Source organism: Serratia proteamaculans, from assembly GCF_008830365.1.
In the GTDB taxonomy this organism is placed as follows: domain Bacteria; phylum Pseudomonadota; class Gammaproteobacteria; order Enterobacterales; family Enterobacteriaceae; genus Serratia; species Serratia proteamaculans.
Genome location: NZ_WBKI01000006.1, coordinates 58,193 through 72,753, shown reverse-complemented (window position 1 = coordinate 72,753; position 14,561 = coordinate 58,193). Strand labels below are relative to the sequence as shown.

The window sequence follows — 14,561 nt, the reverse complement described above, 5'->3', positions numbered from 1 at the left end:
AATATCAGGCCGCGACCTGCACCATGCCGTCCAGAACCCGGCTGGTAAAATGCGCAACGGAACGGCTGTCATCTTCCAGACAGTAACCGTCGTGCAGGCGGAAATGTTGTTTTTTTAGCGGGCTGGCGACCCACAGTTCACCCTGATGTTCGGCGATCAGGCCGCGTGATAACACGCTGGCCTGGGCGAAGGGATCAATATTGCTGATGGCAAACACCTGTTCGTCGGCATAAGGGCGGAATATTGCCACCTGTTGCTCGCCGATCAGGGCACACACGCCGGTGCCGGGCAGAATATCGGTGATGGGGCAAAGGGTTGTCCACTGGCTCATACGTTGTTCTCCTCAGCTTCCAGCAGGGTGACAGGAATACGCTCATCCGGGCGCGCCGGCCGATGCTGTTCGCGTTCGGCGACCACCTGGACGTTAGGATCGCGCTGGCTGCTGTTGATAAAGTGGGCGAAGCGCACCTGGGATTTAGGGTGCTCAAGGGTTTCTTTCCATTCGCAGACCACCGCGTCGCGCAGGCGGGCGATCTCGGCTTCCAACTGGTCGTTAATCCCCAGTTTGTCGTCAATGATCACCTTACGCAGATAATCGATGCCGCCTTCCAGGCTTTCCAGCCATACGGAAGTGCGCTGCAGCTTATCGGCGGTGCGGATATAGAACATCATAAAGCGATCGAGATAGTGCTCCAGCGTCTCGCGGTCGAGATCCGCTGCCAGCAGGTCGGCATGGCGTGGTTTCATCCCGCCGTTACCGCAAACGTACAGGTTCCAGCCGTTTTCGGTGGCGATAATGCCGACGTCTTTGCCCTGGGCTTCGGAACATTCACGGGTGCAGCCGGAAACGCCAAACTTCATTTTGTGCGGGGTGCGGATCCCTTTGTAGCGATGTTCCAGCTTGACGCCAAAACCGACGCTGTCGCCTACGCCAAAGCGGCACCAGGTGCTGCCGACGCAGGTTTTGGACATGCGCAGCGCCTTGGCGTAGGCGTGACCGGTTTCAAAGCCGGCGGCAATCAGCTTGCTCCAGATGGCCGGCAGGTCGTCTTTCTGCGCGCCGAACATGCCGATGCGCTGGGAGCCGGTCAGCTTGGTGTACAGGTTGTATTCCTTGGCGATTTGGCCGACTACCATCAACCCTTCCGGCGTGATTTCGCCGCCAGGAGAGCGTGGGATCACCGAGTAGGTACCGTCTTTCTGGATATTGCCGAGGAAGTTGTCGTTGGTGTCCTGCAGCGGCGTGTGCTGCGGTTTGAGAATGTATTCATTCCAGCAGGAGGCCAACAGTGAACCGACGGTAGGTTTACAAACTTCACAACCGTAGCCTTTGCCGTATTTGGTCAACAGTTCGTCGAAGGATTTGATGCCTTCAACGCGGATCAGGTGGTACAGCTCCTGGCGTGAATAAGCGAAGTGTTCGCACAGGTGGTGGTTGACCTCGATACCCTGTTTGCTCAGCTCGGCGTTCAACACCTGAGTGATCAGCGGAATACAGCCGCCACAGCCGGTGCCGGCTTTGGTTTCGGACTTGATCGCCGCGACGGTATGACAACCCATGCTGACCGCTTTGATGATGTCGCCTTTGCTGACGTCGAAGCAGGAACAGATTTGTGCGGTTTCCGGCAGAGAGTCGACGCCGATGGCTGGTTTGCTGCCCGCATGTGCCGGCAGGATCAGGCCGTCCGGGTTTTCCGGCAGTTCGATGGCATTCAGTGCCAGCTGCAGCAGGTTGCCGTAGTCGCTGGTATCACCGACCAGCACCGCACCCAGCAGGGTTTTGTTGTCGGCGCTGACCACGATGCGTTTATAAACTTCTTTGCTCTCGTCCAGATAAACGTAGCTGCGTGCGCCTTCGGTGCGGCCGTGGGCATCACCGATACCGCCGACGTCGACGCCCAGCAATTTCAGCTTGGCGCTCATGTCGGCTCCCATGAAGGTGTTTTCACGGCCCAGCAGATGATCGGCGGTGACCTGCGCCATTTTATAGCCCGGCGCTACCAGGCCGAAGGTGCGTTCACGCCATGAGGCACATTCACCAATGGCATAAACGTCAGGATCGGAGGTCTGGCAGCTGTCGTTAATCACGATACCGCCGCGGCGGGCGGTGGCCAGACCGCACTGGTGAGCCAGCTTGTCCTGGGCACGGATGCCGGTGGAGAAGACGATAAAGTCCACTTCCAGCGCGGTCCCGTCGGCGAACTGCATGGTTTTACGCGCCTGCTCCCCACCGTTGACGATTTCCTGGGTATTTTTACCTGTATGGACTTTGACGCCCATGCGTTCGATCTTGCGACGCAGTTGATCGCCGCCCATTGGGTCGAGCTGTTCGGCCATCAGTACCGGCGCGAATTCGATCACGTGAGTTTCAACGCCGAGGCTTTTCAGCGCCCCGGCAGCTTCCAGACCCAACAGGCCACCGCCGACTACCGCACCGCGTTTGCTGCGGCGTGCGCAGGCTTCGATGGCATTCAGATCTTCAATGGTGCGGTAGACGAAACAGTCCTGGCTTTCGGAGCCTTTAATCGGCGGGATCCACGGATAAGAGCCGGTGGCCATGATCAGTTTGTCGTAATAGATGGTACGGCCGGTGTTGGAGTGAATGACTTTCTCACTGCGGTTGATGGTGATGGCGCGTTCGCCAACCAAAACCTTCACGCCTTGCTTCTCGTAAAAACCTTCGCGTACCAGCGAAAGTTCTTCAGCGGTGTGGTGGGAGAAATAAGAAGAAAGGTGTACGCGATCGTAGGCGATGCGCGGTTCTTCGCAAAATACGGTGATGTCGAACTGGTCTTTGTCTGCTTTTTCCAGCAGATCTTCGATAAACCGGTGGCCGACCATGCCATTACCGATGACAGCAAGTTTGACTCTGCTCATTATTGCCTCAAAATTCTGGTTTCCTAGCGTTACCTTATTCCTCCCTGTGGGCAATTTATTGATGCAAATCAATCGCCCCTCCATATACCTCTAATGTGGTATATGAATGATTTTTATCGTTATTTGATAAGTTGCGGTTTTTATTCATCTTTAGCTGAAACGAGCCAGTTAATGCGAATTCTACCCATTCGGGAGTAATCGGCGGTGGAATAAATTATTGGCGGCTTTGTCAGTATGATCCGCTGCCAGTATGATGAATAAAACAGGCTGGAACAGCAGAGGTGAAGGGTGGCCAAGAGTCCATTGAAGTTTATCGATAACCTGCGTCTGAGCGGGCATGAAGGGCTGTGGCAACTGGCCATTGAGCAGGGGTGCATCGCCCATATCGTGCCGCAACCGGAAGGGCAGGAATGGCGCAGCGATGTGCTGGATGCGCAGGGCGGGCTGGCGATGCCGGCATTTGTTGAGCCACATATCCATCTGGATACTACCCAAACCGCCGGGCAACCGGCCTGGAACCAGTCGGGCACCCTGTTTGAAGGGATTGAGCGCTGGGCAGAGCGCAAGGTGTTGCTGACCCATGAGGACGTTAAGCTGCGCGCCTGGCAGACGCTGAAATGGCAAATCGCCAACGGCGTGCAGTACGTGCGTACCCACGTTGACGTTTCCGACCCGACCCTGACTGCGCTGCGTGCAATGCTGGAAGTGAAACAAGAAGTCGCCCCCTGGGTCACGTTGCAAATCGTCGCTTTTCCGCAGGAAGGCATTATGTCCTATCCCAACGGTGAGGCGCTGTTGGAAGAAGCGCTGCGACTGGGGGCCGACGTGGTGGGGGCCATTCCGCACTTTGAGTTTACGCGCGAATACGGCGTGGAGTCGCTGCACAAGGCATTCGCTTTGGCACAGAAATACGATCGGCTGGTGGATGTCCACTGCGATGAAATAGATGACGAGCAGTCGCGCTTTGTCGAAACCGTGGCGGCGCTGGCGCTGAAGCTGGATATGGGAGCCAGAGTCACCGCCAGCCATACCACGGCGATGCACTCTTACAATGGCGCTTATACGTCACGGCTGTTCCGCCTGCTGAAAATGTCCGGCATCAACTTTGTCGCCAATCCGCTGGTGAATATTCACCTGCAAGGTCGTTTCGACAGCTACCCGAAACGGCGCGGCATCACCCGGGTGAAGGAGATGCTGGAGGCGGAAATCAACGTCTGCTTTGGTCACGATGATGTGTTCGATCCCTGGTATCCGCTGGGTACCGCCAACATGCTGCAGGTACTGCATATGGGACTGCATGTGTGCCAACTGATGGGATACGGGCAGATCGACGACGGGCTGAAACTGATCACCAGCTACAGCGCGCGTACCCTGAATCTGACCGACTACGGCCTGACGGCGGGCAACAGTGCCAATCTGGTGATATTGCCTGCGGATAGCGGCTTTGATGCGGTACGCCGACAGACGCCGGTGCGTTACTCGATACGCCAGGGCACGGTGATTGCCGAGACCCAGCCGGCGGAAACCACGCTGTATCTGGCGCAGGATGAGAAAGTGGATTTCCGGCGTTAAGCCCGTATTTGTCAGCATAAAAAAGGGCGCCGAGGCGCCCTTTTCATATCACGATATTGACGACGGATCAGTGGGTCACATGGCCGTGGCTGCGGTGCTTGGTCACGAAGCCGAGCAGCAGACACATCACGAACACTGCCAGGTACAGGCCGTTGGCGGTTGTCAGCGCTGCGTGTGCGCCGCCTTTGGCTACGATCGGGCCGGTGACCACGAAGGTCAGCATGGTGCCGATGGTGCCGCAGGTCAGAATGAAGTTAACCAGTTTCGGTGAGGAAATCTTGGTCTGCAGCGAACCCAGAGTGATCAGCGTGGTGTAGATCGCGCTGGAAACGAAGCCCAGAGCCATAATGTAGTAGCCCAGGTGTTCCGGATTATCGGTGCTGACAAACAGGTACATCGCGCCGGTCGCCAAAGCGGCCAGAATAGTGACGATGCGCTGCAAATCGAAGAAGCGCAGGATAAAGCTGAATACCCACATGCCGATCATGTACGAGGTCCAGAAATCACTCACCAGCTTACCGGCCTGGCTGATATCCATCCCGAACGACTTGGTGGCGTATTCCGGTACCCACTGAATGAAACCCAGTTGGCCGAGGATGTAGCACAGTGCGGCGATCGACAGGAACAGCACGCCGATACCCCATTTTTCTTTCACTACCGGCTGGCTGGCGTCGGCGCCTTTGTTGCCCAGCACCGGGAATTCGGAGAACAGGGTCAGCACAAATATACCCACGTACAGCAGGCCGATGCAGGCATACACCCAGTACCAGCCGATCTGACGTGCCAGCAGCATCGCGGCGACAATCGGGAAGATCATCCCGGCCATGCTGAAGAAGGAGTCAGTGAACAGCAGGCGCGAACCGCGCTGGCGGCCGGCGTACATATGGGTAATCAGGAAGGTGCCTATCGACATGGTGATACCGCTGACCACGCCAAGGATAAACATGCACAACGAGAACATGGTCAGGCTTTTGCTCAGCATCAACCCGGCAACCGCCAACAGCATCAGCAAAAAGCCAAACATCAGTTGACGTTTCAGCGGGATAATTTCCATCAGCCAGGCATTGAGGAAGATAGAAATCAAAATACCGGCGTTAAGAAAGGTAAAAGTATTGCTCATGCTGGAAACCGGCAGATTAAAGTACTCTGCAATGTTTCCCATCACCATCCCTGTGACGATAACTAAAGCACCGGTCAGCGCATAAGAAAAATAGCTGATCCAGGTAAGCCGTAGACGGTTGCTGTCATTCATTATATAGGCCTGATTATGTCTGTTAAGAGTTTAAAACTGGCATAGGGCCGCTGGTTTTTCCTGGCAAAAGCAGAAAAAGTCCCGATCAGGCCACCAGGGAGCGGATCCTAGCACAGACAACGGGAGTTTTTGTGATGGCTATCTATTTTTTGATGCAATCAATGAGAGAGTCTGAAATATTTTGTGATCTATTTATTCACCGTCGCGATCGAGTCGCGGCTGATGACGATTGGCGCGAAGCTTACCTGTGGGGTGGTCGGGTCGATCAGTAAGCGGGCGGCGTATTGCGCCATTTCGGTAATCGGGAAATGTACGCTGCTCAGTGCCGGGCGGACGAAGGGCGCGCGCTCGCCGCTGTCATAACAGATCAACGAGATGTCCTGCGGCACCCGAAGACGGTGTTCGTTGATCGCCAGCAGCGCACCGATGGCCATCTCTTCGTTGCAGCAATAGATAGCCGTGGGCGTGGTTTTCATTTTTAGCAGTTGATCGGCGCAGCGATAGCCGCTCTCCAGATCGTAGAGCCCTTCGGTGCAGGCCACCGGTTTGATATGTGCCGCCTGCATTGCCTGTTCAAAGCCCTGCAGTCGCAAAAGGCTGGAAGGGCGGTCGCGCGGGCCACTGATGCAGGCGATGTGGCGGTGGCCGGCATCAATCAATTGTTGTGCCGCCATGCGGCTGGCGTAGGGATGATCGAAGGTGACGCAGTGCGCTTCCAGGCCCGGCACCAGACGATCGAGCAGTACAAAGCGGTGTTGCTCCGCTGCCAACTGGCGCAGTTGGTCATCGCTGAGGAAACGGACATGCAGGATCACCCCATCGCAGCGCAGGCTGAACAGCCGCTGGATCGCCTGCCATTCGTTTTCTGCGCTGTTGCGTCCCTGAGTCACCAACAACTGCTTGCCATGGGATTCTGCTTCGGTTTGCACGAAGTCCATCAGCGCCCCGAAGAAGCCGCCGCGATAGGAGGTGGTAACCAGCCCGAGGGTATTGCTGTGGCTGGAGGCCAGCGCGCGTGCTGCAGGGTTGGGGGTGTAGCCGAGCTGGGCCACCGCGCGTTCCACTTTCTCGCGGGTCTGCCCTTTAACATTGGTGTCGCCATTCACTACGCGGGACACGGTGGCGCGGGACACACCCGCCAGGGCTGCGACATCTTCCAGTGTCACCATCATCCGACTCCTGATTACGACAAAAATGGGGTCGACGTATCGACCCCCTACAGATTAGTTATAGCAATGTATCAGCAACCGCGGCTGGCCCGGTGGTTATTTAAACTGTGGCAGATAAGGCGCATTCACCGCCAACACTTCATCCAGCAGCGGCTGGGCCACATTGGCATTACCGACCAGCGGATTGGTGACCAAGGCCAGCAGGCCACTGCGGCGATCGCCATGCACCGCGGCTTCGATGGTCAGGCGCTCATAAGCTTTCACCTGTTGAGTCAGCGCATGCATGGAATCCGGCAGCGTGCCGAAGGTCAGCGGGTGGGCGCCCTGAGCATCGACAATACAGTTGGTTTCTATCACAGCGTCGTCCGGTAAACCGCGAATAGCGCCACGGTTTGCGGTATTGACGACTAATTGCGTCCCGAGATTATTATGGATCGCACGGATTAGCTCCAGCGCCACTTCCGAATAATATGATCCACCGCGGAAACTTAACTGTTCCGGTTTGCTGTCGAGATGCGGATCGGCATACAGCTCAAACAGCTCTTTCTCTACCTTCATTACCTGCTCGGCGCGGGTACCGCGTTCGGCCGCGGCGGCAATTTCCTCGGCCAGCATCTCTTTGGTTTGGTAGAAATAGCGGTGGTAGGGGCAAGGGATCGCCCCTACGGCGCGCAGGAAATCTGGCTGCCAAGGCTCTTCCTTGATGTTATTCATGGTCAGCGCTGCCCCATCACACAGCATGTCGATCACCTTGCCGGTGACGTCATGACCGTTTTGCAGCACCTGATGTACCCACACCATGTGGTTCAGCCCGGCGAACTGCAGTTGCACCTCCTGATAAGGGCTATTCAGCATATTGGCAATCATGTGATGCATGCTGATCGGCACGTTACACAGACCGATGATTTTTGCTTTGGTATAGCGGGAAACCGCTTCGGTGACGATGCCGGCCGGGTTGGTGAAGTTGATGATCCAGGCGTCTGGCGCCAGTTTTTCCACTCTGCGTGCAATATCCAGCATCACCGGAATGGTGCGCAGCGCCTTGGCGAAGCCGCCAACGCCGGTGGTTTCCTGGCCGATCAAATCGTATTTCAGCCCCAGACGCTCGTCGGCGGCGCGCGCCGGCAACTGGCCAACGCGGAACTGAGTCAGCACGAAGTTGGCGTCGCGAATGGCCTCATCCAACTCGAAATGCACGCTGACCTTCACCTGCTCCAACCCGTGACGAGCCAGCATGCGTTCGGTCAGTGCGGCGATGATCTCGACCTTTTCGCGGCCAGGCTCAACGTCCACCAGCGCCAGTTCGGTCACTGGCAGCTCTTCGATACGCTGGATCAATCCATCCACCAATTCTGGCGTGTAGCTGCTGCCGCCGCCAATCACGGCTATTTTCAACGATTTCATGCGCGGGTCTCCAACTGGGCCTGACGGCGATAGAGCTCAATCATGTCATCCGCCAGATCCTGGATCACCATGGCGTTCATCAGATGATCCTGGGCATGGACAGTAATCAGGTTGATGGTCAGTTTGCCGCAGCCTTCGTCCAGACCGATCAGTTGGGTCTGAATAAGATGGGCTTTTTTCACCGACTGTTTGGACTCGGCCATATGCTTGGCTGAAGCGGTAAAGTCGCCGGCGCGGGCTTGCTGCAGCGCCATCAGCGCACTGCTACGGGCGCCACCGGAGAACACCAGCAGCTCCATGATGGTGCTTTCAAAATCGGCGCTGATTTCAGTCATCAATTCACTCACATTATTTCTCCTGTTATTGCGCGGCAGCGGTGCCGGCGGACATTCATTATTCTTGTCTTTGCGCTCAAATGAGAGCGCTCTCATTTATCTAGAGTAACGGGAATGGAAAACGAAACCGGGAGTTGTGTCGCAAAAAGCGACGAAGGCGTAAAAAGGGCAAAAAATGCGTGATGCATTTGGCAAAAAGGTCTAAGGCGATCATACTTTTGGCAGTAAAATCCGGGGCTGACTGAGATATGTCCCACTATTACGTAAATATAGGTAAATGGCTGGCACTCGCAGGTTCAGCTCTTTAGAATCAAGGCGCTTTTCCGTTGTTTGTCTCTCAGAGAAAGGACCCGTTAATGTTCAAACGTACTTTAGTGACCTTCGTTGCGCTGTGTTCCCTGACAGCAATGGCACCCGCCGCGCTCGCCGCCGGTGAAACTCATGTCATGCTGACCACCTCAGCAGGGAATATCGAATTGGCGCTCGACAGTCAGAAGGCTCCGGTTTCCACCAAGAACTTCGTCGACTACGTGAACAGCGGCTATTACAACAACACCGTTTTCCACCGCGTGATCCCGGGCTTTATGGTTCAGGGCGGTGGCTTTACTGCAGACATGCAGCAAAAATCCACCCAGGCGCCAATCAAGAACGAAGCGGATAACGGCTTGCGCAATCTGCGCGGCACCATTTCGATGGCACGTACCGCCGACAAAGACAGCGCTACCAGCCAGTTCTTCCTCAACGTGGCGGATAACGCCTTCTTGGATCACGGCCAGCGCGACTTCGGTTACGCGGTATTCGGCAAAGTGGTTAAAGGCATGGACGTGGTAGATAAAATCTCCCAGGCGCCGACCGGCAACGTAGGTCCGTACCAAAATGTTCCGAGCAAACCTATCGTCATTCTGTCAGCGAAAGTGCTGCCATAATGATTTTGCGCCGGCCCCAGGTGGGCCGGCTGCGTTGCTTTCCCTGGAAGCCTTGCCTGCATCACTGTTTTTTCCCCCGTCGCATGCTTTAATCGCCAGCTTATAATCAGACCGGAAACCCGGCGTTTTGCATCTGTTTTCTTAAGGGATGAGCTGCTGCCATGTTCGAATTTAGCCAGGTGCTGCTGCTGTTGCAGCAGATGTGTGTTTACCTTGTTATTGCTTATTTACTGAGCAAAACCCCGCTGTTCATTCCGCTGACGCAGGTGACCATCCGCCTGCCGCACAAGCTGCTGTGCTACGTCATTTTCTCGGTGTTCTGCATCATGGGCACCTATTTCGGTCTGCATGTCGAAGGCTCGATTGCCAACACCCGAGCCATCGGTGCGGTGTTAGGCGGTCTGCTGGGCGGGCCTTCGGTGGGGCTTTTAGTGGGGCTGACCGGTGGTCTGCACCGTTATACCCTGGGAGGCATGACCGATATCGCCTGTGCGGTATCAACTGTAGCAGAAGGGCTGGTAGGCGGGCTGGTGCATAGCATTGCCATGCGTCACCGGCGTATCGACTTGCTGTTTAATCCGTTGTTTGTCGCCGGGGTCGCGCTGGTAACCGAAGTGCTGCAAATGGTGATTATCCTGGCGATTGCGCGCCCATTCGACGAGGCACTGCGGCTGGTGGAGCATATCGCTTTGCCGATGTTGATCGCCAATACGGTGGGGGCCGCAATGTTCATGCAAATCCTGCTGGATCGGCGAGCGATGTTCGAAAAGTACACCGGCGCGTTTTCCACCAAGGCGCTGAAAATTGCCGAGCGTACCGAAGGGATCCTGCGACAGGGGTTTGATCAGGAAAACAGCATGAGGGTGGCGCGAGTGATTTACCAGGAACTGGGTATCGGCGCCGTAGCGATAACCGACCGCGATAAACTGCTGGCGTTTATCGGCATCGGTGACGACCACCACCTGCCGGGCACGCCGATCTCGTCAAAGCACTCGCACCGCGCGATCGACAACAACGAAGTGGTCTACGCCGACGGCAATGAGCATTCTTACTGCTGCTCGATTAATCCCAGTTGCAAACTGGGGTCGACATTGGTGATCCCGCTGCGCGGTGAGAATCAGCGAGTGATCGGCACCATCAAGTTGTATGAGCCGAAGAGTCGGTTGTTCAGCACCATCAACCGTACGCTGGGTGAAGGTATCGCCAGCCTGTTATCCGCACAGATTATGGCCGGCCAGTATGAGCGCCACAAACAGCTGCTGGCGCAGTCAGAAATCAAATTACTGCATGCGCAGGTCAATCCACACTTCCTGTTTAACGCCCTGAATACGCTGGTGGCGGTGATCCGACGTGACGGCGACCGGGCCTGTGAGTTGGTGCAAAATCTTTCGACCTTTTTCCGCAAGAACCTCAAGCGTTCCGGTGATGAGGTCAGCCTGGCGGACGAGCTCGAACATGTGAATGCCTACCTGCAAATTGAACTGGCGCGTTTTGCCGATCGGCTGGAAGTCGTGGTTTCGTTGCCGCAAGACCTGTTGGCAGTACGGTTGCCGGCATTTTCACTGCAGCCGATCGTGGAGAATGCCATTAAGCATGGCACTTCGCAGCTGTTGGGGGTGGGGCGGATTGATATCGGTGCGCGGCGCGAAGGGGAATGTCTGTTGCTGCAGGTGACCGACAATGCCGGATTATTCCAATCGCAGCCGAACAACAGTGGGCTGGGGATGAACCTGGTGGATAAGCGTATCCGCGTACGCTACGGCGACGATTATGGTGTACAGATAGCCTGTGAGCCGCAAACATTCACCCGCATTACAATCAATGTCCCCTTGGCGAGGGCTGCCTGATGTTAAACGTACTGATTGTCGATGATGAACCCTCCGCGCGCGATAACCTGCGGCATTTGCTGGAGGCGGAAGAAGGCATCTCTATTGTCGGCGAATGCGCCAATGCGATAGAGGCTATCAGCGGGATCCATCGTTTGCAGCCGGACGTGGTGTTTTTGGATATCCAGATGCCGCGCATCACCGGGCTGGAGATGGTCGGCATGCTCGATCCCAACCGTATGCCGCATATTGTGTTTCTGACCGCTTATGATGAATACGCGGTGCAGGCCTTTGAAGAGCATGCGTTTGACTACCTGCTGAAACCGGCGGAACCGAAACGACTGAGCAAAACGCTGCAGCGCTTGCAACAGCAACGCGAACCGCAAAATATCGCCGCACTGGACGAAAGCGCCGGCTACCTGAAATACATTCCCTGCACCGGCCACAGCCGCATCTATTTGCTGCGCTTTGATGAGGTGGTGGCTATCCGTTCACGGCTGAGTGGGGTGTTCGTGGTCCGCAATGACGGCATGGAGTGCTTTACCGAGCTGACGCTGCGCACGCTGGAAATGCGAACGCCGCTGGTGCGTTGTCACCGACAATACTTGGTTAACCTGGAGCTGGTGCGCGAGATCCGCTTTGATGACGGTGGCGCGGCGGAAATGATCATGCCGGTTGGCGAACCGGTACCGGTCAGCCGTCGTTACCTGAAAGCGCTGAAAGAAGAGCTGGGGCTGCGTGGTTAGGGCGATTCTGAAAGTATTGGTTTTTGCGGGCGTCTTGATGACGCCCTTTTTGTTTGTCCTTGACGGGGTTACGCCACGCTTATAGCTTTATTGACATCAACTGGCGCTTTTCGCGCCACGTCAGCGTCCAAGGAAAAGAAAATGAGTGAAGCACGGATTATTGCCAAAGCGATGAAAGACGGGAAACCGGAACAGGATCTGGTGATCTTGCCCGCGTTGGCCAACCGCCATGGTCTGATCACCGGCGCGACCGGGACCGGTAAAACCGTGACGCTGCAAAAAATGGCTGAGCAATTCTCGCGTATCGGCATTCCGGTATTTTTGTCCGACGTGAAGGGCGACCTGTCGGGGATTGGCACCGAAGCCGTGCCCTCCGAAAAACTTCAGGCGCGCCTGACGGCCATTGGCGTTACAGATTGGCAGCCACAGGCCTGTACCCTTATTCCGTGGGACATCTACGGTGAGAAGGGCCACCCGATCCGCGCCACTGTGTCTGACCTGGGGCCGCTGCTGCTGGGCCGCTTGCTGGATCTGAACGAAGTACAAAGTGGCGTGCTGCAATTGGTGTTCAAAATTGCCGACGATAACGCGCTGCTGCTGTTGGATATGAAAGATCTGCGCGCCATGGTGCAGTACGTGGGTGACAACGCCAAACAGTTCCAGACCCAATACGGCAATATTTCTTCGGCTTCGGTGGGCGCTATCCAGCGTGGGCTGCTGACGCTGGAAGAGCAGGGTGCCAACCAGTTCTTCGGTGAACCGATGCTCGACATCAATGATCTGATGAAAACCGACGCCAACGGCCACGGCATCATTAACCTGCTGGCGGCGGACAAACTGATTAACCAGCCGAAGCTGTATTCGGTGTTCCTGCTGTGGTTGCTGGCCGAGTTGTTTGAACACCTGCCGGAGGTGGGTGACCCGGAACAGCCGAAGCTGGTGTTCTTCTTTGATGAAGCACACCTGTTGTTCAACGATGCGCCGGCGGCACTGCTGACCAAAATCGAACAGGTGGTGCGCCTGATCCGCTCCAAAGGCGTCGGCATCTACTTCGTGACCCAGAACCCGCTGGATATCCCGGACAGCGTGCTGGGTCAGCTAGGCAACCGCGTACAGCATGCGTTGCGTGCGTTTACCCCTCGCGATCAGAAAGCGGTGAAGGCTGCGGCACAAACCATGCGAGCCAATCCGGCCTTCGACGCAGAAACGGCGATCACCGAACTGGGCGTCGGCGAGGCGCTGGTGTCGTTCCTGGATGAGAAAGGGCGGCCAAATGTGGTGGAGCGAGCGATGGTGATCGCACCGGAATCCAAGATGGGCATGTTGGGGGCCGAAGGGCTGAACAGTGCGATTAACAAGTCGCCGCTGTATGGCCGCTACGAGGATATGGTTGACCGCGAGTCCGCTTATGAGAAGTTGTCGTCGGAAGGTTTTGCTACCGTCGGCACACCGCAACCGGGCCAGCCGACACAGCAACCGCAGGCACAGCAGCAGGCGGGCGGTGGCTTGATGGGCGGTCTGAACGATATCCTGTTCGGCTCTACCGGCCCGCGCGGTGGTAAGCGTGATGGCATCGTCCAGACCGCCGCCAAGAGCATGGCGCGTGACCTTGGTCGCCAGATTCTGCGTGGGGTACTGGGCTCGATTATGGGGGGCCGTAAAAAGTAAGCTGAAATTATCGCTGGCGGCAGTATTGCCGGGGCGTTGTATAATGCGCCGGTGTCAATCGGGGCGAGCCCCTTACCATGCTGTCCGTTGGAACCCCTATGCTGCTGCTAATCGATAACTACGATTCTTTTACCTATAACCTTTACCAGTACTTCTGCCAATTAGGCGCCGAAGTGCTGGTGAAGCGTAACGACGAACTGCAACTGGCCGATATAGAAAGGCTGGCCCCGCAGCATTTGGTGATCTCTCCGGGCCCCTGCACCCCAAACGAAGCCGGTATCTCGCTGGCGGCCATTCGGCATTTTGCCGGTAGGCTGCCGATCCTCGGTGTTTGCCTGGGGCACCAGGCTCTGGGGCAGGTTTTTGGTGCCAAGGTCGTGCGTGCCCGCGAGGTGATGCATGGCAAGACCTCGGCGATCCGCCATCTCGACAGCGGCGTTTTTCACGGATTGAACAATCCGCTGACCGTCACCCGTTACCACTCGCTGGTGCTTGAAGCCGCTACCTTGCCGGACTGTTTTGAAGTGACGGCCTGGAGCGAGCGCGACGGCGTACGCGATGAGATTATGGGGATCCGCCACCGCCAACTGGCGCTGGAAGGGGTGCAGTTCCACCCGGAGAGCATCCTTAGCGAGCAGGGTCACCAGCTGTTGGATAATTTCCTTAAAAGTTAGTTGGTTAGGTTTTTTTTAACCGCGAAGACGATTTGCGTTTGCCCTTTATTGGTTTTTTATGCATATTTTGTGATTATATTTTCACTCGGTCGCAACAAAAAGACTGAGTCAC

Annotated in this window: 12 protein-coding genes; 6 read left to right on the top strand and 6 right to left on the bottom strand. The window is 56.3% G+C overall.

What is annotated here, in order from left to right; genetic code table 11:
- Nucleotides 1–4 precede the first annotated feature (4 nt).
- The gene (nirD, locus tag F8R23_RS19315) at nucleotides 5–331 is read right to left on the bottom strand and encodes a nitrite reductase small subunit NirD (RefSeq protein WP_085119802.1); all 327 of its coding nucleotides are present in this window, start codon (nucleotides 329–331) and stop codon (nucleotides 5–7) included.
- Nucleotides 328–2,877 carry a nitrite reductase large subunit NirB gene (gene nirB, locus F8R23_RS19310; RefSeq protein WP_129939091.1) on the bottom strand — a complete coding sequence of 850 codons (2,550 nt, stop codon included), beginning with the start codon at nucleotides 2,875–2,877 and terminating at the stop codon, nucleotides 328–330. The genes nirD and nirB overlap by 4 nt, the downstream gene beginning before the upstream one ends.
- Before the next feature lie 303 nt (nucleotides 2,878–3,180).
- On the opposite strand from nirB, the gene F8R23_RS19305 reads away from it, so the two are divergent.
- Nucleotides 3,181–4,449, top strand: a complete 1,269-nt coding sequence (locus F8R23_RS19305; RefSeq protein ID WP_232810969.1) for a cytosine deaminase — start codon at nucleotides 3,181–3,183, stop codon at nucleotides 4,447–4,449.
- Nucleotides 4,450–4,516: 67 nt separating this feature from the next.
- Here F8R23_RS19305 and tsgA read toward each other — a convergent pair whose 3' ends face one another.
- The 4 genes from tsgA to F8R23_RS19285 form a co-directional block, all read right to left on the bottom strand.
- Entirely contained in the window at nucleotides 4,517–5,701 is a 1,185-nt protein-coding gene (tsgA, locus tag F8R23_RS19300; RefSeq protein ID WP_129939090.1) for an MFS transporter TsgA, read from the bottom strand.
- 188 nt (nucleotides 5,702–5,889) lie between these two features.
- Nucleotides 5,890–6,870: a LacI family DNA-binding transcriptional regulator gene (locus F8R23_RS19295; RefSeq protein WP_129937010.1), complete on the bottom strand. Its 981-nt coding sequence runs from the start codon at nucleotides 6,868–6,870 to the stop codon at nucleotides 5,890–5,892.
- Between the two features lie 96 nt (nucleotides 6,871–6,966).
- Nucleotides 6,967–8,274: a 6-phospho-beta-glucosidase gene (locus F8R23_RS19290; protein WP_129936950.1), complete on the bottom strand. Its 1,308-nt coding sequence runs from the start codon at nucleotides 8,272–8,274 to the stop codon at nucleotides 6,967–6,969.
- On the bottom strand, nucleotides 8,271–8,609 hold the full coding sequence (locus tag F8R23_RS19285; protein WP_099063567.1) for a PTS lactose/cellobiose transporter subunit IIA: 339 nt from the start codon (nucleotides 8,607–8,609) through the stop codon (nucleotides 8,271–8,273). The genes F8R23_RS19290 and F8R23_RS19285 overlap by 4 nt, the downstream gene beginning before the upstream one ends.
- A 356-nt stretch (nucleotides 8,610–8,965) precedes the next feature.
- Here F8R23_RS19285 and ppiA point away from each other — a divergent pair, with 356 nt between their 5' ends.
- The 5 genes from ppiA to F8R23_RS19260 all read left to right on the top strand — a co-directional run bounded on the left by ppiA (nucleotide 8,966) and on the right by F8R23_RS19260 (nucleotide 14,449).
- Nucleotides 8,966–9,535: a peptidylprolyl isomerase A gene (gene ppiA / locus F8R23_RS19280; RefSeq protein WP_129936949.1), complete on the top strand. Its 570-nt coding sequence runs from the start codon at nucleotides 8,966–8,968 to the stop codon at nucleotides 9,533–9,535.
- Between the two features lie 161 nt (nucleotides 9,536–9,696).
- Nucleotides 9,697–11,382 carry a sensor histidine kinase gene (locus F8R23_RS19275; RefSeq protein ID WP_129939089.1) on the top strand — a complete coding sequence of 562 codons (1,686 nt, stop codon included), beginning with the start codon at nucleotides 9,697–9,699 and terminating at the stop codon, nucleotides 11,380–11,382.
- Nucleotides 11,382–12,107 carry a two-component system response regulator BtsR gene (gene btsR / locus F8R23_RS19270; RefSeq protein ID WP_099063529.1) on the top strand — a complete coding sequence of 242 codons (726 nt, stop codon included), beginning with the start codon at nucleotides 11,382–11,384 and terminating at the stop codon, nucleotides 12,105–12,107. Before F8R23_RS19275 ends, btsR begins: the two co-directional genes overlap by 1 nt.
- A 141-nt stretch (nucleotides 12,108–12,248) precedes the next feature.
- Nucleotides 12,249–13,775, top strand: coding sequence for a helicase HerA-like domain-containing protein (locus F8R23_RS19265; protein WP_129936947.1), 1,527 nt, complete (start codon nucleotides 12,249–12,251; stop codon nucleotides 13,773–13,775).
- A gap of 98 nt (nucleotides 13,776–13,873) precedes the next feature.
- The gene (locus F8R23_RS19260; protein ID WP_129936946.1) at nucleotides 13,874–14,449 is read left to right on the top strand and encodes an aminodeoxychorismate synthase component II; all 576 of its coding nucleotides are present in this window, start codon (nucleotides 13,874–13,876) and stop codon (nucleotides 14,447–14,449) included.
- The last annotated feature ends 112 nt before the right edge of the window (nucleotides 14,450–14,561 follow it).